10 protein-coding genes are annotated in these 20,030 nt (G+C 56.4%); 7 read left to right on the top strand and 3 right to left on the bottom strand.

Features of this window, described 5'->3' with window-relative positions; all coding sequences use genetic code 11:
• Nucleotides 1-215 precede the first annotated feature (215 nt).
• Nucleotides 216-1,331 (top strand): cell division protein ZapE, encoded by a 1,116-nt coding sequence (zapE, locus tag RGV06_RS07285; RefSeq protein ID WP_046810852.1) that lies wholly within the window; start codon nucleotides 216-218, stop codon nucleotides 1,329-1,331.
• A 104-nt stretch (nucleotides 1,332-1,435) separates the two neighbouring features.
• Here zapE and RGV06_RS07280 read toward each other — a convergent pair whose 3' ends face one another.
• From RGV06_RS07280 to RGV06_RS07270, 3 genes are read right to left on the bottom strand one after another with little or no spacing between them, the layout of a single operon-like run.
• A complete protein-coding gene (locus RGV06_RS07280) occupies nucleotides 1,436-2,908 on the bottom strand; it encodes an efflux transporter outer membrane subunit (protein WP_322149717.1) in 1,473 nt (490 codons plus the stop codon).
• Nucleotides 2,909-2,915: 7 nt separating this feature from the next.
• Complete coding sequence (locus RGV06_RS07275; protein ID WP_322149716.1) at nucleotides 2,916-4,886, bottom strand: MacB family efflux pump subunit; 1,971 nt, start codon at nucleotides 4,884-4,886, stop codon at nucleotides 2,916-2,918.
• Entirely contained in the window at nucleotides 4,887-6,053 is a 1,167-nt protein-coding gene (locus RGV06_RS07270) for an efflux RND transporter periplasmic adaptor subunit (RefSeq protein ID WP_322149715.1), read from the bottom strand. It abuts the gene before it with no gap.
• A gap of 312 nt (nucleotides 6,054-6,365) precedes the next feature.
• Between RGV06_RS07270 and RGV06_RS07265 the strand changes: the two genes are divergently transcribed.
• The 6 genes from RGV06_RS07265 to RGV06_RS07240 all read left to right on the top strand — a co-directional run bounded on the left by RGV06_RS07265 (nucleotide 6,366) and on the right by RGV06_RS07240 (nucleotide 20,001).
• A complete protein-coding gene (locus RGV06_RS07265; RefSeq protein WP_019828345.1) occupies nucleotides 6,366-6,845 on the top strand; it encodes a sigma-70 family RNA polymerase sigma factor in 480 nt (159 codons plus the stop codon).
• An 87-nt stretch (nucleotides 6,846-6,932) separates the two neighbouring features.
• Nucleotides 6,933-12,410 (top strand): dermonecrotic toxin domain-containing protein, encoded by a 5,478-nt coding sequence (locus RGV06_RS07260; protein WP_322149714.1) that lies wholly within the window; start codon nucleotides 6,933-6,935, stop codon nucleotides 12,408-12,410.
• A gap of 273 nt (nucleotides 12,411-12,683) precedes the next feature.
• On the top strand, nucleotides 12,684-15,446 hold the full coding sequence (mgtA, locus tag RGV06_RS07255) for a magnesium-translocating P-type ATPase (RefSeq protein ID WP_046810856.1): 2,763 nt from the start codon (nucleotides 12,684-12,686) through the stop codon (nucleotides 15,444-15,446).
• 330 nt (nucleotides 15,447-15,776) lie between these two features.
• Entirely contained in the window at nucleotides 15,777-16,400 is a 624-nt protein-coding gene (locus tag RGV06_RS07250; RefSeq protein WP_019828341.1) for a response regulator transcription factor, read from the top strand.
• Entirely contained in the window at nucleotides 16,401-19,658 is a 3,258-nt protein-coding gene (locus tag RGV06_RS07245; protein ID WP_322149713.1) for a transporter substrate-binding domain-containing protein, read from the top strand. It begins immediately after the preceding gene.
• Nucleotides 19,633-20,001 carry a hypothetical protein gene (locus RGV06_RS07240; RefSeq protein ID WP_019828339.1) on the top strand — a complete coding sequence of 123 codons (369 nt, stop codon included), beginning with the start codon at nucleotides 19,633-19,635 and terminating at the stop codon, nucleotides 19,999-20,001. The genes RGV06_RS07245 and RGV06_RS07240 overlap by 26 nt, the downstream gene beginning before the upstream one ends.
• The last annotated feature ends 29 nt before the right edge of the window (nucleotides 20,002-20,030 follow it).

Genomic DNA, 20,030 nt, shown 5'->3' with positions numbered 1-20,030 from the left:
TGTCAGGTGCGTACGAAGTACCGTGTATCCGTGTCAATCTATGTGTGAAGCATATGAACAATGTTACGCCGATCCACCCAAGTAAAAAGACGGGATGGCAAAAGGCTCTGTTACCGCTCGGGTAACAATGTGGTGGCGTTGTGGCTATTTTCAAGTGCTCGGAGTGTGTCCTTGCTGGCATACTGGCACTCCTGATTCAGGAGTCAGTCATCCGAATGAATATCGAGTCCCCCCTCAGTGCCTATCAACAAGCCATTGAGCAGCAGGGTTTTGTCCATGACCCTGCCCAATGGAGGGCTGTGCAAGCACTGCAAAGTTGCCATGAGGCAGTGCATTCAGGAGCACAGTCGGCTAAGGGCGTGTATTTGTGGGGCCCGGTAGGCCGGGGCAAAACCTGGTTGATGGATCGCTTCTACCAAAGCCTGCAGGTGCCGGCCCGGCGTCAGCATTTCCATCATTTCATGCAATGGGTGCATCAGCGCCTGTTCCAGCTGACCGGGACGGCGGACCCGCTCAAGGCCCTGGCCAAAGGCTTGAGTGAGGAAGTCAACGTGCTGTGTTTTGACGAACTGTTCGTCAATGACATTGCCGATGCGATCATTCTTGGCCGCTTGTTTCAGGTCATGTTCGATGAAGGCGTGGTGCTGGTGTGCACCTCTAACCAGCCACCCGAAGATCTCTACGGTCACGGTTTCAACCGGGATCGCTTTGCGCCCGGGATCACTGCGATTCTCAAGCATATGGAGGTGGTCTCGGTGAACGGGGTTGAGGACCATCGCCTGCACCCCGGCATTGCTCATCAACGGTATTGGGTAACGGGTCCGGGTCAGCCAAGTGCAATTGAGCCGGTGTTCAAGGATTTAACCCAAGGGCAGGTGGTGTCAGATCAGCCCATAGGCGTGGGGTACCGTTCGCTGAATGTAGTGCAGGCCAGTGATGCCGTGCTGTGGTGCGACTTTCACGAACTGTGCGAGCAACCGCTGGCCGCTACTGAATTCATGGAAATCTGTGATCGCTACACGGTGATATTACTCAGCGGCGTGCCTTGCCTGAGTGCCGAGCAGCGCGAGGGCAAAATTGCCCGCGGTACGGAAGACGCTGCGGTGAAAGTCGAGGCAGGTGATCGCGAACTGCCGCAGCTGTCCAAATACGATGACAGCGTGCGGCGTTTCATTGCGCTGATCGACGAGTGTTACGACCGCAAAGTGCCTGTTTGCATTGAAGCTCAAGTACCAATGGATCAGCTCTACACCCAGGGCTACCTGGAGTTCGCCTTCCGCCGGACCTTGAGCCGTCTACAGGAAATGCAGTTGCAGCGCTTTGGCCTTTAAACACCTTGCGTAGCAGCTGCCGTAGGAACGAGGCTGCGTCCGGCTGCGCAGCAATCGTAAAATCAGTAAATGCGTTGCACTGGATACGCCTACGGACTTAGATTTTACGACCGCTTCGCGCTCGGACGCAGCCTCGTTCCTACGGCAGCTGCTACGGGTGCAGTAGCATGGCTGTTGTCCAGTGCATAAGTGCCCCAGCCGCCCCCGAGTGCCTTGTACAACGCAATACTGGCTTGCAGTCGCGCAAGGCGCAGTTGTACGTACTGGTCTTGGGCCTGATACAGCGTGCGCTGGGTTTCCAGTACCGTAAGCAGCATCTCGGCACCGGCCTTGTAGCGGTCTTGCGCAATGTCGAAGGCCCGTTGTGCCTGCTTGAGTTCTTCATCCTGCCATTGGCGTTGCTGGTCCAGGCCGTTGGCGCTGTTGAGGGCTTTTTCGACGTCGGCAAACGCGCTGATGATGCTAGCCCTATAGGTTTGCAGCAGTTCTTGTTGGCGGGCGGTGGCTTTGTCGCGCTCGGCGCCGAGGCGACCATTGTTGAAAATCGGCGCTATCAGTCCGGCGGTGAGGGTGTAGAACGGGCTGCGCAGGACATCGCTAAAGTGATCTGCCCCGGAGCCCAGGCTGGCGCTCAGGGTCAGGTTTGGCAACATGGCCGCACGGGCAACGGTGATATCGGCCCGTGCTGCGACCAGCTTGGCTTCGGCGCTCGCGATGTCCGGGCGCCGGCTCAGTAATTCACTGGGCAATCCGCCGCCAATGGCAGGCCAATGCAACCGTGTGAAAGGCGTATCGCCCAGTGTCAGATTTTGTACAGGTTGGCCAAGCAGGACGGCGAGGGTGATTCGCGCTTCCCGGGTCTGTTGCTCAACCCGTGGGACTTGCCGCTGCTGACTGGCAACCAGGCTTTTTTGTTGGGCCAGTTCCAGGGCCGTTGCCGAACCCGCATCATGACGGGTCTGCACGACGTGCAATACGCTGTGCGCATTGGCCAGATTGAGTCGGGCAATGCGCAGTTGCTCATCAAGTGCCAGGGCTTGGACGTAGCTGTTGGCGACGCTGCTGAGCAGGGTCAGTTCGACGGTGTCCCGGTCAAACTCGCTGGCCTTGAGGGTCTGCAGTGTGCTGTCGTGGGCCGCCGCTTTGCCACCCCAGAAATCCACCTCATAACTGGCGCTCAGGCGGGTGTCGAAATAGTCCGCCGCCTGGTTGTCGTCGCGAGCCTCCAGTTGGCTGTAGCCTTTGCCGCGCAGGAGTTTTTCGCGATTGGCGTTGCTGCCCAAGGTGACTTCGGGCAGTAACGGTGCGCCGGCAATGACAGCAGAAGCCCGGGCTTGCTGCACCCGCGCCATTGCAGCGGCCAAATCGTAACTACCGAGCCGCGCCTGGTTGACCAGATGCTCCAGGTCGGTGCTGCCAAACTGTTGCCACCATTGCTGGTTGATCTGATGGCGGGCTTGCCCCGGTGCCGACTGCCAGGTCGCTGGGGCAATCACGTCGTTGTGGTCATCAGGAGTGGAGTGGCTGCACGCGCCCAACAGCAGGCACAGGGTCAACAGGCTCAAGGACGGCTTCATCAATAGATCATTCACTGGTAAGGGCCGTGACCGGGTCTAGCCGGGCAGCTTTGCGGGCCGGCATAAAGCCGAAAATAACGCCGGTTACCAGTGCGCAACCAAAAGCACCGAGTACGGCGGTCAGGGAGAACGCCACGGCTACATCGCACAGCAACAGCATCCCGCCGACGATAAAGGCCAGGGTGATACCGGCCAGGCCGCCCACCACCGACAGCATCAGGGCCTCGGTCAAAAACTGGCGCAGGATGTCGCGCTGGCGGGCGCCGGTGGCCATGCGAATCCCGATTTCGCGGGTACGCTCGCGCACCGTCATGAGCATGATGTTCATCACGCCGATGCCGCCGACCAGTAGCGAGATGGCGGCAATTGAACCCAGCATCAACGACAGGGTGTTACGGGTTTTGGCTTCTGCCTGGATCATCGCTGCATTGTTGGTGATTTCGAAGTCACGGATACCGTGGTGCAGCGTGAGCATCAGCTGCTCAATGGCCTTTTCGGCTTGCTGAACCCTGCTGGCATCCGCCGCCGCGATAACGACGTATTCCGGATTGTGGCTGCCGAACAGGCGCACGCTGGCAGCTGAGTACGGCACCACGATGCGCGCGTCACTGTCCGAGTCACCGGAGCTGGCACCTTTTTCGGCCAGGACGCCGACCACGCGAAACGGTACGTTTTCGAGCAGGATGTACTGGCCGATCGGGTTGGGCACATCCTTGAGGACTTTATCGCGCACCTTTTTTCCGATGACGGCCACGGCGGCCGCAGCGTTTTCATCGGCCTGGGTGAAGAAGCTGCCTTGCACGACCGGCCAGTTGAAAATGGCCGAAAAGTCGATGCCATTGCCACCGGTGTACAGGGTGTGATCGACGTTGCCGTAACGCACGCCAATTTCGGCGCCATTGATAGGCATGATCATCTTGACCTGCGGCAAGGTCGACAGGGCGGCCACGTCATTGAGGGTGATGATGCCCAGCGGCGCCCTCGGTCCGGGTGGCATGCCGCTGAGGTAAATAATGTTTGAACCGAAGGCGCCCATTTCAGCCATCACCTGGCGTTTACTGCCTTCACCGACCGCCAGCATGACCACCACAGAAGCCACGCCGATGACGATGCCGAGCAGGGTCAGGGCAGTGCGAAAACGGTTGATCCACATCACCCGCCAAGCGGCGTGAACCGCATCCACCAGTTCACCCTTCCAGGCCCCGCGTGCTTCGCTGCCTTCGCTCAGGCGCTTGCGCAAGTCGATGGCCTGCAAGGCGTCGGGGTTCTCGGTAGCGGGTGATTGCTTGCCGTTGGCGCTGTCGCTGATCACTTCGCCATCGCGTACCTCGATGATCCGGTTGGCCCGTGCAGCCACCTCACGATCATGGGTAATCAGGATGACGACATGACCCTGGTTCGCCAGTTCGTCGAGCAAGGTCATGACCTCGGCGCCACTGTGGCTGTCGAGCGCGCCGGTGGGTTCGTCAGCGAGAATGATGTGCCCGCCGTTCATCAAGGCGCGCGCTATCGACACCCGCTGTTGCTGGCCCCCGGACAATTGATGCGGGCGGTTGGCGGTGCGCTCGGCCAGGCCCAGGCGGTCGAGCAGGGCGGCGGCTCGGGCGTGGCGTTCGGCGGCCGGGGTACCGGCATAGATGGCCGGCATTTCGACGTTTTCCTGGGCCGAGGCCGAGGGGATCAAGTGGTAGCCCTGGAACACAAAACCAAAGGCTTCGCGGCGCAGCCAGGCCAGTTCGTCACTGTCGAGGTGGGCGACGTCTTCGCCCGCAAACAGGTAGCGACCCGAGGTCGGGCGGTCGAGGCAGCCCAGGATGTTCATCAGGGTTGACTTGCCTGAGCCCGAAGCGCCGACGATGGCGACAAACTCACCGGCATGGATCGACAGGTTGATGCCCTTGAGCACGTGAACTTCGGGAGTATCGGTACCGCCGTAGACCTTGCGGATATCCTGCAGGTCAATCAGGGGAGTGGGCATTTAACCTCCGTTCCCGGTGGCGGGGCCGATCAGCAGGTGATCGCCTTCATTCAAACCGTCGATGATCTCCACGCGCAAACGGTCGCTGAGGCCGGTACGGATTTCGCGCGGCTCGACTTTGCCGTTTTGGGTCACGATGTGAGCGGTCTGGCGGTTGTCTTCAGGGGTGCCCTGCAACGCGACGATAGGGGCCAGCAGCACATCCCTGACCTGATCGGCGACGAAAAATACCTGGGTGGTCATCTCGGGCATCAGTGCCTGATCATTGTTGTCGACATCCAGCAGCACGGTGTACAGCACCACGCGGGCGCTGCCGCTTTTACTGGCGGGGCTGCCGCCGCCCTGGCTGGTCTCGTTGAGGGGTTTTGGCGGTACGGGCAAGACTTGTCGCACAGTGCTGCTCCAGCGCCTGTTACCACCACTCAAGGTGGTGAACCAGGCGGGCATGCCGGGTTTGACGTGGCCGATATCAGCTTCCGATACTTCGGCCCAGACCGTCATGGGGGAGAGTTTGGCGATGCGCAGTATCAGCGGTGTTTGTTGTTGGGCATTCAGGGTCTGACCTTCTCGGGCATCCAGTGCCACCACCGTGCCGGACATGGGCGCATAGATGCGCGTGTATCCCAGCTCGGCTTCGTCACTGCGCAAGCTGGCCCGGGCTTGACTGATCTGAGCCTCGAACATGTTGATCCGGGCCTGGGTGGTACGAACTTCAGCACGGGCGGCTTGAACATCCTCTTCGCGGGTGGCGCCGCCTTTGGCCAGATGTAGCTGGCGCTGGAGTTTTTGCTTTGCCAGGTCATGCAGGGCCCGTTGTTCCTGCAACTGAGCCTTGAGATTTTCGATGGCAAAGCGGCTGGCATCGAGCTTGGCGGTTTGGGTGGAAGGGTCGATCTCCACCAGCAGCTGTCCCTCTTTGACTTCAGTGCCAACGTCCACGTGGATTTTATGAATTTGCCCCGAAGCCTGCGCGCCCACGTCGACGTATTGCCGGGGTTGCAAGGTACCAAGCGCGGTCACGCTGCTTTCAATATCGCCCCGGGTGACAGGAACGGTGTCATACGCGTCCCGTCCCGGGGTCAGCAAAGCCCAGGCTGTGACGGTCGCGACAAGCAATAAGCACAAGGTGACAAGCAGCGCACGGCGGGTCTGTCGAGGGCGTTTCATACGGGGTTCCGAGCAATGAATATCGACCCGTCGTCATGCCGTCAGGGTCCAATACCCAGAGACAAACGCTGTCGCCAGCGCTACAGAGACGGGGAGCTGTTGAGTAAACGAATGATTTGGCGAGGGATTTAGGTAATGGTTGGAGCGTCTGTAACTGAATATTTCGGAAATGTTTAAGCGTGCGGGCTTTAAATCTATATGAGAATTACTATAAATTACATCCGCACAAATGCCATCATCATGCCGCTATCCCATTAGATCTGTTTCTGCGCTCATGGAGTGTTGCCGCTGCCGTCGCGGCCTGGAGTCCTGTTGGAAAACTACTATCGAGAACTGGTGGGCTTTTTGAGTGCCAGGCTGGGTAATGCCCAGGCGGCCGAAGATGTGGTGCATGACGCTTATGTGCGAGTGCTGGAGCGCTCCAGTGGCGAGCCGATTGAACAGCCGCGTGCATTTTTGTATCGCACGGCACTCAACCTGGTGATTGATGGACATCGGCGCAGCACCCTGCGCCAGTCCGAGCCGCTGGAAGTGCTCGACGGAGAAGAGCGTTTTTTCAGTCCCTCGCCGCAGGTCCTGATGGACCAGAGCCAGCGACTGGATATGATCCAGAAAGCGTTGGCCGAACTGCCTGCGCCGTGCCGTGAATGTTTTTTGCTGCGCAAGCTGGAGGGCTTGTCTCACCTTGAAATTGCCGAGCGCCTGGGGGTGTCGCGCAGCGTGGTCGAGAAGCACATCGTCAACGCCATGAAGCACTGCCGGATTCGGATTCGGCAGTGGGACAACGCCTGAGTCGTGCACTAAGACCTAACTAAGTAACACGTTTGGCCAATGCCCCGCTGTTGTACTGGGCGCTCTTTTCTTTAGAAAGTGAGCGTCATGACTTTTCCCAACACGTCTTTTACGACTTATCTGCCTTCTGCTTTGCCCGCCAAACTGACCCGTCGCGAGCGGTTATCGATCGAATTGGGGAGGGCGATTGAGGAGGCGGCGTATCCAGGCGAGCTGCTCAATCAACTGCAAGCGGCAGTTACCTTGAACCAGCACGCGCTGGCCGAGTCCCAGGCCCTATTTAGCGCAGCGCCAACGCTGTATCAGGTCGTGCATGCACAGGTGTCGCAGGCCTTAAATTGTGATCCCGATAAACTGACCTGGACCAGTGCGTTGCAACCGGATGCACCGGTTACGTTGACCTTGACTCAGATTGCCGTCGAGAGCCTGCGCGACGACTTCATTACTGGCGATATCAATCAGGCAGTCAGTCTGAACGACGACTCGGGCGCGTCGAGCAAGCCTGTTGCTCTGAGTCCTGCTCAGATCTTGAACCAACTCGACTCACTCAACCTTAAAGACCGCTTCAACCTGACGGTTCGCGACTATTGGCAGGGTCTTGCTCAAGGCCAAAGCGTGAGTTGTTGCGAGCATGTGGCCGAGTTACGCCGCGTCTCGATCAAAACCCGCGCGCTGTTGGCTCAGGCGTCTGGGCAGTTGAGCGAAGAGGGGCTTGAAACGTGGTTACAGGTAGTCGATGCGCCAACCGATCAGAAGCGTATGGATGCGGGGGGTGAAGTCAGTAATTTGCAGGTCAGTGAAATTGCTTGGGCCAATGGCCAGACCCATGGCAATGGCGGTGGTGTGGTGTTTAAGGGGGCATTTGTGATCCATGGACGTGACGCTGAGCAGAACTCCCGCGAGCTGCTGTTTGTGCCGGGTATGGGCACGGAGCTATTCGAATTCACTTCGCGCTCTCGGTTATGGGCGCAGATGGTGCGCTGGATCGACAGCGGTGCGCAGCCAGGCTGGTTGTTATGGCAGCTGCTGCCCTATCACAGTCGCTCAACGCTGTATGGCTCGGGCGCCCGGCTACCGCTTGAGCATCTCGACTATAAAGCGGTTGCAGGTGATATTTTCGAACACAGCGCCCGCGCGAGCGTGTTCACCCAGCACACCAACGAGCTCATCTGTGCGGTAACCCTTAGTCCTGCATTGCAAACCGGGGAGGCGATTCTGTTGGCGACAGACCTTAGTGGTGTTGCCTTGAGTTACGCCCAGACCACTGAGCAGTGGCGCCGCGAAGTGGCAGGTAAAAGCCTGCCGGCTGATTTAACTGAGGTGCTGGCCGAGCTTGCGCGCGGTCACGCACGTTGGCATGAGGACGATATTTCGTTTGGCAGCTTGGCGCCTGAGCTGGCATTGCGTATTCGCCAAGAAAAAATCGAGCTCTACGAGCACAGTATTTTGCAGCTGTTGAGGCCTGGTCAATTGGCTGAAGATACTGCGGCATTCATTGCTTTTGTGAAGTATCAAACCGCATTGCAGGCCGAGCGCGCCCTGTCGTTAACGTGCTTGAAGGATTTATTAACAGTGACGCAACGTGATAATGCCGATCTGTTGACCAGCGATGCAGGTCAGGGTTCGCCGCAGAGTCGCTTGATTGCCAGTCGCAGTCAGGCCTTGCTGATTGAAGGTCAGCTGCAAGTCCTGCACAAACAGCTGGGCGCTGCGGACTTCACCCTACTGACTCAAGCGTTGAAACTTAATATCGTGGGACATGACAGCGCTACAGATCTGCGTGTGGTGGCGATTGCCATAGGTACCGCACAGCAGCCATTTGCCTTGGTCGGGAGTTTCGCCATTACCTCTCGCCAGGGATTGCTCACGCCATCGCTCGCAGGGCCAGCACTGTTGTTTGTTCCAGGTCAGGACGGCGGTTTGGTCAAGTTCAGATCATTGGCGCAATTACAGGAGCATGTGGGCCAGACCCTGTTCCGATGTTCCGATTGTTCGCTGTGGTCGACGGTTGCGCTGGAGGAGCAGGCTGCAGCACGCGCATGGATTGAAACGGTGCCTGAGTCAGTCCGAGTTGAGCTGCAATTGAGCGAAATCACCCTCGGTATTATTGAGTTCAGCGTTAAAGCGCAAATCAAGGCCCACAAGAAAAGCATGCAGGCGATAAAAAACAATGTGCTGGTGATTGCTGGCGCCGACCGGCAGGCAACGCTGGGCATATTGGGCCAGACCAGTGCGTTGGTATTGCAAGTACACGAGCACGCGGCACGCAAACAGGCATTTGATCACATTCTATTAATGCGCCAGGCTCAATTGCTTAAGCAGCAACTTGCGCCGTGGCTACTTTTAGAGACTAACGAGGTTCAGGTCGACTACGCGCGTCGGACCAGGCAGATCAATGAAAACCTGCTGGCTATTGAACGTTATCTGTTCAAGCATTTGCCGTCGCTCGATGAGTTTGCTGCGCAGAAACTACGCGAGCAGTTCAAACACGATGGTTTTGACGATGAATTGGACCCGTTGGCAGACATGCTCAGCCTCCCGGATCATGTGGACATCATCAGCACGTTGCCGACTGCGAATTTACCTACCTTCGCTAACATCGTGCCGCAGATTGAACTGGCACAAGTCCCTCAAGGAGTGCGCACCTATAATCTGGTGCAATTTGCCCTGGAAAATATGGACCCGGATGACCCATCAATAGCGCTGCGCCTCAAACATCTGCAGGTTTTGAAACCTGAGTGGAAGACTCGCCTGAGTGTTGGGTACTTGACGAGGGTAATGTCGGCCCTGGATATCAGCGGGGCGTACGAACAGCAGATCAACCAGGTGTTTTACGGCAAGCCCTGCCTGGAGGAAAACCAGGTCAGCGAGGCCCCCGGCAGCGATTTGCGGATTCAACTTATGGTTCGGCCATTTCGCCAAACGCTGGAGCTGGAGCTCTGGATGGCCCGCCAGCAATCAATGGACCCATCGGCCCTAACCTTGTTCAGCCGCGCTATAGGGGCGCGCAAGGCGGCTGACCTGAAGGTGGGCGGCATGGATATCGCCGTTGGAAATGTCACCTACAGCAGTGTCGTCGAACGTTATGGCTTGACCTCGGTCGCGGGTGTACGGGTCATTCGTGACACGCTTTCGGATATGACCCTGATCTATCTGCCCGGTATCCCGGGCGGCAATAGCCTGGTCATGTACCCCAGTCTGGAGTTGGCCAACGCGGCATTGGCAGAGATGGGAAGCAAGCCGCAGTGGTTGGCCTATCTTGCGCAACGCACGGAGCCTGAAGAGCAAGCAGCGCATATACAAGAACATCTGGCGGACGGCGCGGGCTATGCACCGCAGGATTGGATCGGCGCAACGTTTGCAGGCGAAATCGATATGGGCAGAGGCCTGAGCACCGCTCGCTCTGATCGCATTATCCAGGTGCTGCGCTTGATGTCTCAGTCAAACGCCAAGCGCGAACGCCTGCGCAACGAACGCAACCATCAGCAAAGGATTGCCAAGCTCTTCACCTGGTTGGCATTTGTCCCGGGTTTGAACATGGCGGCTGATATTTATTACATCGTTCAGGCATTTAAGGCACTGCACACTGCCCACTCTGCTTATGAAGTGGCGCAGCAGGTATTGCAAATCGGAATGTGCATGACCGACATGCTTGTTACCGTCGCTTCGTTTGGTGAGGACGGCGTTAAAGCAAGTCCCTGGGAAAGAGTGGCGCCTCAGGATCACGAGCAAACCAAGTGGTTGATGCAGCCCTTGAAGGCTCGACAAGCCCTGAGTCATGAAGGCAGGGGGGCCCGGGTTATCAATCCTGAACCTAAACCAATGCTGGCACCGGACTTCAGCGGTTATGAGGTCCCGTTCACTGCGCATGAGGGTTGCGCGCTAACTGGAAAGTACGACCTGGGCAGTTATCGCAAGGATGGCGTGCAATTTATTGTGCAAAAAGGCCAAAGCTATCGTGTCGCACGTCCCAAAAATGCCCAGGCATTGCATCTGCAAGACCCTTTCACGCAACGTCTGGGGCTGCCTGTTCGCAGAAGCGAGGCCGGTGAGTGGTTCTATGCTGCGGGTTACGGACTACCAGGCGGCGGGAAAACGGCCGAGACCATACTGATCAATTGCGGTATGTCGCTGGAGATAGCGCAAGGATTACTGGCGGACTACGACTTTCCGGTCAACTCAGGTCTCGATAAGCTGTTTGCCAAGAACGTGCAAAGAGATGGCATCAAGCCCGAGTGGGCTAACAAGTTTCGCGCCGTTACCGCCGAACCCATGGCAGGTTCTTCACGTTGCCTGTCCGCTTGCGTGCCAGTCACTTTGGGGCTGGAAGACTATGTGGTACAGCCTGCCGTTACCCCAGCCATGATCAGCGGTAGTGAGTTGATGCATCGAGTGGTGATTGGAGAGAACGATCTGTTGGTAGCGGCAGGCACGGATGGTGACGGTTTTAACTCGCTGTATCGACCCAATGCTCTTGAACAAGGGGCGCTCGAGGTCTGCGGAAGACTGTCGCCTGAAGGTATTTATCACATCCAACACCCCGTAGAGAGGGACTATATTTCGATTGGCGGGTACTTTTACGAGACCCGGTTCAACCAGACGCTAAATCGCTTCACTATCATCAAAACCGATGGCAGCACGCAGGATGGATTGATGGTGGAACCGGCTGGCCCCTTTCAATTTATGGGTGAATGGCGTTTGTTATCGGCCCAGGTGCTGCAAAAGGATCTCTCGGCAAGGCTCGACGCCTTGGTACGCCAGTTAATGCCGCTACCGGCTACTGATCAGCAGGTCTCGAGTTATATTTCGAATTATGGGCATCAGATCCTCAAATATACGGTGCCTGAACTTCTCTTGGCTCGCGGTTTGGTAGAGCTGGATACATTGACCAGGCAGTATGTCTACCGCCACGGGTTGCCGGTTGAAACGCTGATACGGATCGTCGAAGCGAAAATCAACGGGCTGCCGATCCCGGATGGGTTGCCGATTTACGATGAGCTACAGGGGTTGATTCCGCTGTCGGTGTTGGGCGGCAATAGTTTCAACATCAATGCTGCGCTTGTGTCGGGTAATTACCTGCACTTCATGCCTCTGACTGCCGAGGAGAGCGAGATGCATACGAAGGTAAAAACCATACTGAGCAATCCCAAAAGCATAGTGCTATCCGCAGCGGGGGCCATGACCCCGTTTCTGAGCACTGTCTTGAACCGCAAAGGGTATACATTTTTAGGCCGTGAGACGGTGTTGAGCCGAGGATTACTCGGTCTGGTATTCACAGGCCCCAACGGTGAAGTGTATGTGGCGGCGACCAGGCTCAGCGCTTATCGGGGGCCGGGCGGCGCCCTGAAGAGTATTGCAGTGCATAACACCCAAAAAGGTTTGCACTTTGGTGATAGCTGGGTTGAGTCGGAGCTTGCTAAAGAGTTGTTCGCCCATCCGGACAGCAAGGTTGCCAAAATAGTGCGCGCCGCGCATGAACGGCATCGGTTGTACAAACTGTTGGTCTCGGTCACGCGCGGCGGTGATGTGTTGATTTGCAGGTTACAGCTGCCCGGGGATTTGTAGTCGCGTCAGTGCGTTGACTGAACCATTCCTGAAGAACTTTCCGATACACAAGATAGAAGTTTCCCGACGGTTTACTCTTTAAAACGTCGGGCGTAAGTTGCCGGCGTTTTGATTCGGTCAGTTCTGACCTCAATCGTGAAGCCTTTTGCGGGACTCTCAAATGTGTGTTTGCTCTGGCGCCAGCATCGGCCCGCATTGCCGTGCGGTTCGAGATCAAGGTCGCCTGCGTAATCAACGATCAGGTGTGAGCACGGGCGATACAGGAGTAGCACCATGAAACTCTCCCTGAAGGAATTCTTCGCAGGCTTTCTGCGCACCCGCCACTTTGGTCGGCACTTTCGGCGCCTTGCCTTGCTCGACAGCATGACCAACACCACGGTCAGTCGCGAAGTTCCCCCCACGCTGGCGCAGACGCTGGTGGCTGCCGCGAACAGTGACAGTGCGGTACTGATCGACAACCTGGGTACCCACACTGACGGCCTGAGTGATGCCGAGGTTGATGCGCTGCGTCAGCAACACGGCCTCAATGAAGTTGAACACGAGCAGCCGCTCAGTCGCTGGGTGCACTTATGGCATTGCTACAAAAACCCGTTCAACCTGCTGCTGACCCTGCTCGCAGGGGTGTCTCTGGCCACCGATGATGTTCAGGCCGCTGTGGTGATCAGCACCATGGTGGTGTTGTCGACAGTGCTGCGTTTTTGGCAGGAGGCAAAATCCAACAAGGCGGCTGATGGGCTCAAGGAAATGGTGAGTAATACCGCCACCGTGATGCGCCGTGACTTCGGTGCCGACACCTCGCCTATGTTTGGCAAATTCTCTGGCGCGGCTCGGCAAATCCGGGGGGCGCAGCGTATCGAGTTACCGATCAGGCAACTGGTGCCGGGTGATCTGATTGTGTTGTCGGCAGGGGACATGATTCCGGCTGATTGCCGGGTGCTCAGCGCCAAGGACTTGTTTGTCAGCCAGGCCGCCATGACGGGCGAGTCCATGCCGGTGGAGAAATTCTCCCGCCAGTTTGACAACCAGACCAGCAACCCGCTGGAGCTGGAAAATATCGTGTTCATGGGCACTAACGTGGTTTCCGGTGCGGCGACGGCGGTGGTGCTGGCCACCGGTAACAGCACCTACTTTGGCGCGCTGGCGCAGCGTGTCGGAGCCACGGACCGTGGTCCGACTTCGTTTCAGACCGGGGTCAACAACATCAGTTGGTTGCTGATCCGCTTCATGTTTGTGATGGCGCCACTGGTGCTGTTCATCAATGGTTTTACCAAGGGGGACTGGACCGAAGCCTTGCTGTTCGCGTTGTCGGTGGCCGTGGGGTTGACCCCGGAAATGCTGCCGATGATTGTGACCTCGACCCTGGCCAAGGGCGCAGTATTTCTGTCGCGTAAAAAAGTCATCGTCAAACGCCTGGATGCGATTCAGAACTTTGGTGCGATGGATGTGCTGTGTACCGACAAAACCGGCACCCTGACCCAAGACAGGATTTTCCTGGCCCGGCACGTTGATGTATGGGGGCAAGAGTCTGACGATGTGCTGGAAATGGCCTATCTCAATAGCTACTACCAGACCGGCTTGAAGAACCTGCTGGACGTTGCGGTGCTTGAGCATGTTGAGGTTCATCGAGAGCTGAACGTGGGGACGGCTTTGCGCAAGGTTGATGAAATCCCGTTCGACTTTACCCGTCGTCGCATGTCGGTGGTGGTGGCCCAGCAGGATCAGCCTCATCTGTTGATCTGCAAGGGGGCCGTCGAAGAAGTGCTGGCAGTGTGTAACACCGTGCGCCATGGCGATCAGGAGGAAGCCCTGAGTGACGAACTGCTGGCGCGTATTCGTCAGGTCACCGCCGAATTCAATGAGGAAGGGCTGCGGGTCGTGGCAGTGGCGGCGCGGCCAATGAGCGCAGGGCGCGACACGTATAGCCTGGCAGACGAACAGGCACTGACGCTCATTGGCTATGTGGCATTCCTGGATCCTCCCAAGGAAAGCACCGCGCCGGCGCTTAAAGCGTTGGCCGAGCATGGCGTTGCGGTAAAGGTTCTGACCGGTGATAACGAACTGGTCACGGCCAAAATCTGCCGTGAGGTGGGTCTTGAGCAGCAAGGCCTGCTGATGGGCAACGACATTGAGCGCATGAGCGATGCCGAATTGGCGGTGGCAGTAGAAACCACCAACGTATTTGCCAGACTCACGCCTACGCACAAGGAACGTATCGTGCGTTTGCTCAAGGCCAATGGTCACGTGGTCGGCTTCATGGGCGACGGGATCAACGATGCCCCAGCGTTGCGCACGGCAGATATCGGTATCTCGGTGGACAGTGCGGTAGACATCGCCAAGGAGGCTGCTGACATCATCCTGTTGGAAAAAAGCCTGATGGTGCTGGAGGAGGGCGTGCTGGAGGGGCGCCGCACCTTTGCCAACATGCTCAAGTACATAAAAATGACTGCCAGCTCGAACTTCGGCAATGTGTTTTCGGTGTTGGTCGCCAGTGCGTTTATTCCGTTCTTGCCGATGTTGCCGATGCACTTGCTGGTACAGAACCTGCTTTACGATGTGTCACAAATTGCCATCCCTTTCGATAACGTCGATGAGGAAATGCTGAAAAAACCTCAGCGCTGGCAACCTGCCGATGTAGGGCGTTTCATGTTGTTTTTCGGGCCGATAAGCTCTGTCTTCGACATCCTGACGTTTGCCCTGATGTGGTACGTGTTCAAAGCCAACACACCTGAGCACCAGACCCTTTTCCAGTCGGGCTGGTTCGTGGTCGGGCTGCTGACCCAAACCCTGATCGTGCACATGATTCGCACGCCTAAAATCCCGTTCCTTCAAAGCCGCGCAGCGATGCCGTTGATGGTGATGACGGGGGTCATCATGGCCGTTGGTATCTTCTTGCCTATGGGACCGTTGGCTGGCTACTTCAAGTTGGAGGCATTGCCGGGGTTGTACTTTGTGTTCCTGCCCATGATTTTGCTGGCATACATGGCGCTGACCCAGGCAGTAAAAGGGTTTTACATCCGCAAGTTTGGATGGCAATAAGTATTAACTTCGTCATGTAACAGGATCCAAAAGCTTATTCAGCTTTTGGATCCGTATCTTGGGAAAAAACCTACAACTCAGATGGTGTTTTCCCTTCTTGTAGATCGAATTCGATTGACGATCATCCCCGGCTCGATTTTGAACGGGGTTCGGTATGTTGCGCATAGATATTGTGGACTTTGGGGATGTTGCCTGTAAGAACTGTCCTATACTTTCACTATCATTCATTAGGTCGTTTTTTTCAGGCTTTCGCCTGTTGTACCTATTCAAAACGATATGTTTGTGCCTGATATACGCGGATGCTCGGCTTACTGGCGGAGGATTACATGTATGAAAGTGTTGATTGCGGATGATCACTCACTTATTCGGTCAGCGATGAAAGTACTGATGGAAAGCCAGGGTTATGACGTCGTGGCTGAGGCGGCCAATGGAACCGACACGGTTCAACTGGCGCGTATGCATCAGGTGGACCTGATTGTCCTGGATATCACCATGCCAGGACTTGATGGCCTGGAGGTGATCAATCGAATCAGGGCTTCAGGGCTGGACACTCGTATTCTGGTGCTCACGTCCCAGTCGCCGCTGTTTTATTCCCAGCGGTGCATGAAAGCCGGTGCGGCAGGGTTCATCACTAAAAGCCAGGACCTCACGGAGTTGTTGAGGGCCGTCAAAATAATCATGGATGGTTACACCTTTTTTCCGTATCTGGCGGCCAGTTCGGTACGCAGCAGCGATGCAAACATGAGCGATGTAGAGTTGATTCAGCATTTGTCGGCTCGAGAACTTTACATATTGCAACAGCTCGCCCGTGGCTTGAGTAACAAGAAGATTGCTGAAGACATGATCCTGAGCAGTAAGACCATCAGTACTTACAAGGCGAGGTTGATAGAAAAATTGAATATAAAGTCAGTCGTTTATTTGGCAGATTTTGCCAAGCGCAATGATTTGATTTAATTGAAAAGCCTTGTATGTCTGGGACTTGTCGGGCTGCTGCTTGTCCTCGGTCAACACAATGCATCCGCTGAAACATCGGTGCAGACCTTGCGCCTGCTGGGACGTTCGAGTGTTGAAGCGTACAGCGCGGTACTTGAGCCATCCGACGTGCAATGGCTCAGGCAAAACGGTCCCTTGCGTCTTGGTATCTCGGCTCCCGACTACGGTCCTTTTGATCTGGCCGTCAATGGCCAGGATTTTGAAGGTTTGACTGCCGATTATGCGGGGTTGTTGTCGCAGTTGCTTCACGTCGAGATTGAAGTCAAACGCTATCCCTCAAGACCGCTGGCAATAGACGCACTCAAGCGTGGCGAGCTGGACTTGTTGAGCAGTTCCAATGGTTTTGAGGCGCAAGATCCCGCGCTGGTGCTAAGCCGTGCCTACGCAGACGATTCGCCTGCGCTGGTGACGCGCATCAGTAATCGCGAGCGTCCGCCGGTGGATCTGGCTGGGTTGCGGGTGGCCATGCTGGATCACTATTTACCGCCTCAAAAGGTCAAGGATTTTTACCCCAAGGCAACCTTGCAGCTGTATCCCTCAACCCTGACTGCGATCGGCGCCGTGGCGTTTGGTCAGGCCGACGTCTACCTCGGGGATTTTATTAGTGCTAATTACCTGATTCACAAGAACTACCTGAACAACGTGCAACTGGCCGATTTCTCCCGGCTGGAAGACAACCCGTTCTCTTTTGCAGTACGCCGCGATAACCCCGGATTACTGCGCGTTGTGAATGCGGCGCTGGCGGTGATCCCGCCCAGTGAGCGCATGACAATCCTGCGGCGCTGGAGCTCCGACGGGCCGCAAATCTCTAATCCCTGGCGCTTTAATCCCAGTCCCGGCGAGCAACGCTGGATGGCGATGCACCCCAGAATAAAAGTGGCGATCAATGATCAGTTTGTGCCGTTGTCATTCTTTGATGAGCAAGGCACGTTCAAAGGTTTGATAGCTGATCTGTTAACCAATGTCAGTGCGCGCACAGGGCTTGAGTTCGAAGCGGTTCGCGAGAGCACGGTGGCCGAGGGGATTGAGCTGGTCAGTTCGGGCAAGGCGCAGATGCTGGGAGGGATCACGAGCGGTACCGCCCGAGAAAATCAACTGCGCTTTACCAGACCTTACCTCACAACCCCCTTTGTGCTGATCACCCGAATTGGTTCTGACGTGCCGCAAACCCTGGATGAAATGTCGGGCCGGCGGGTGGCATTGGTGCGAGGTAACGTACTGCGCGAGTTTATTGAACGCAACTATCCGGGTATCCAGGTGGTGGAGGCTGACAACCCTCCTGCGGCCCTGAACATGGTGGCGCAGGGGCGGGCTGAAGCCGCGGTCTGTGCGTTGGTCAGTGCCCGTTATCTGGTCTCGAGGCGCTTCAATCAACAGCTGCAAATCACCAGCACAGTGGGCACGCAACCCGAGCAGATCGGTTTTGCCACCGCCAGCAATGATCCGCAGTTGAGCTCCATTCTGGGTAAGGCGTTGTTGAGTATTACCCCTGGAGAAATGAGTGAACTGACCAGCCGATGGCGCACTGATACACCGGTAGTTGAGAGTTACTGGCTGCGAAATCGTGCTGCAATTATTCAAGGATTCGTCATTGCGGCGGCCTTGCTGCTGGTGGCGATTGCCTGGATTACCTATTTGCAGCGAGTTATCGCCAAGCGCCAACAGCTAATGAACGAGTTGAATGTCGCCAAACAAAGTGCCGATGAGGCTAATCGGGCGAAGACCACATTCCTGGCCACCATGAGTCACGAAATCCGTACCCCCATGAATGCTGTCATCGGCATGCTTGAATTGGCCATGAAAAAAGCCGATCAGGGGATCACGGATCGTTTTGCAATTGAAGTGGCTTCGGTCTCAGCCCGCGAACTGCTCGATTTGATTGGCGATATTCTGGATATCGCGCGTATTGAATCCGGTCATTTGTCTTTGAGTCCCAAGCGTTGCAATCTCAAGTCGCTGGTTGAGGCTGTAGCGCGGATGTTCGATGGTCTTGCGCGGCAGAAACACTTGAGCCTGGAGTGTCAGTTGAGCGTGGCGTCGGACACTGATGTGTTGATCGATCCGATGCGTTTCAAGCAAATCGTCTCCAATGTGTTGAGCAATGCCATCAAGTTCACGAACAAGGGCTCAGTCCGCCTGAAGCTAAACCTGCATCCCGATCACGATGGGCAATATGCATCGGTCTGTTTGCGCGTGGAGGACACGGGGGTGGGCATTTCTGACGAAGACCAGCGTCGACTGTTCAGCCCTTTTGTTCAGGCCAGCAACAACACCCAGTCTGCGCGTTCGGGTTCAGGTTTGGGCCTGGTTATCAGCCGTGAACTCTGCGAAATGATGGGGGGGCAGTTGCGCCTCAGTAGTGTTGACGGGACCGGTACTCAGGTTGAGATCACGATGGCGGTGCCATTACTCGAACCTGCAGAAATCGCTGTCGACGACGAACAGCAAGAAGTCGGGAATACACGCTCGTTGAATGTGCTGGTGGTGGATGATTATCCGGCGAACCGGATGCTGCTGGCCCAGCAACTCAGTTATCTGGGCCACCGCGTGACCGACGCCGAGAATGGGTCGCTGGGACTGAAGGCGTGGCGAATGGGGTACTTTGACGTGGTCATCACAGATTGCTCCATGCCGGTCATGGATGGCTATGAGCTGGCCCGGACGGTTCGGTATGAGGAGGCCGTGTCGGGGCGCACGCCCTGTCAGATTTTTGGTTTTACGGCTAACGCCCAACCGGAAGAGGCTGAGCGTTGCCGGGAAGCAGGGATGGATCAATGTTTGTTCAAACCCATCAGCCTGAAGGATTTGAGTGCCTGCCTGGCAGCAGGTGTACCGCAGGGAGAGTCAGACAATTATGTCGATGGGGCTGATGGTGAGATTGATCTGACTTATCTTAAACAGCTGAGCCAGGGTGACGATGGGGTGATTCACAAGTTGCTCTCTGAACTGGCCATCAGTAATCGCCAGGACCTCGGTGCCCTGATCGAGCTGTTTGTAACGGATGACTATGAGGGCCTGGCTGCTCTGGCACATGGCATCAAAGGAGGTGGCCGGCTCATTCAAGCCACGAAACTGATTGAGTGTTGCGAGCAATTGGAAGAGGTTTGCAAGACGGGAGAGCCACACGATCTTGCCGCTGCTGTCGATGCGCTGCACCACAGCATGGAGCAATTGGCCGACGAACTGGATCGTTATGCTCAAGCCGATGAGTCTCATTAATGACGAGGCCAAAATGCCAACAAAAACATTACGCATATTGATTGCCGATACTGACCCTGATCAGGCTCTGAAAATGGAAAGGGCCCTCAACCTTCTGGGTTATTACCGGATCGCACCTTTGTACAGCCCTGAGGCCTTGGTGAGCTTGAGAGCAGCCCGGACCAACGAGTATGACGTGCTGCTGATCAGCCAGGAAATGGCCGGAGGGGGCATCGTGGGTGAAGCTGAGTTTCGAATGGACAACTCGCAGTTTCGCCACGTACTGATCTATGCGGATGCCGACAGTTTTGCAAATCAGCTCGCCACGCAGATGTCGATGCTGGATTCATCGCTCCAACCCTGAAGTGGGTACTTGTGTGCTGAACATGGGCC

The organism is Pseudomonas sp. CCI3.1, assembly GCF_034313985.1.
GTDB classification, from domain to species: domain Bacteria; phylum Pseudomonadota; class Gammaproteobacteria; order Pseudomonadales; family Pseudomonadaceae; genus Aquipseudomonas; species Aquipseudomonas psychrophila.
The sequence above is the reverse complement of the archived record's forward strand: the minus strand, read 5'-3'. Positions and strand labels throughout refer to the sequence as shown.

Coding starts and splice junctions, on each gene's coding strand:
- RGV06_RS07270 (WP_322149715.1), bottom strand. CDS start 6,053: ATGAAACGCCCTCGACAGACCCGCCGTGCGCTGCTTGTCACCTTGTGC.
- RGV06_RS07240 (WP_019828339.1), top strand. CDS start 19,633: ATGCTCAAGCCGATGAGTCTCATTAATGACGAGGCCAAAATGCCAACA.
- zapE (WP_046810852.1), top strand. CDS start 216: ATGAATATCGAGTCCCCCCTCAGTGCCTATCAACAAGCCATTGAGCAG.
- RGV06_RS07280 (WP_322149717.1), bottom strand. CDS start 2,908: ATGAAGCCGTCCTTGAGCCTGTTGACCCTGTGCCTGCTGTTGGGCGCG.
- RGV06_RS07260 (WP_322149714.1), top strand. CDS start 6,933: ATGACTTTTCCCAACACGTCTTTTACGACTTATCTGCCTTCTGCTTTG.
- RGV06_RS07275 (WP_322149716.1), bottom strand. CDS start 4,886: ATGCCCACTCCCCTGATTGACCTGCAGGATATCCGCAAGGTCTACGGC.
- RGV06_RS07250 (WP_019828341.1), top strand. CDS start 15,777: ATGAAAGTGTTGATTGCGGATGATCACTCACTTATTCGGTCAGCGATG.
- mgtA (WP_046810856.1), top strand. CDS start 12,684: ATGAAACTCTCCCTGAAGGAATTCTTCGCAGGCTTTCTGCGCACCCGC.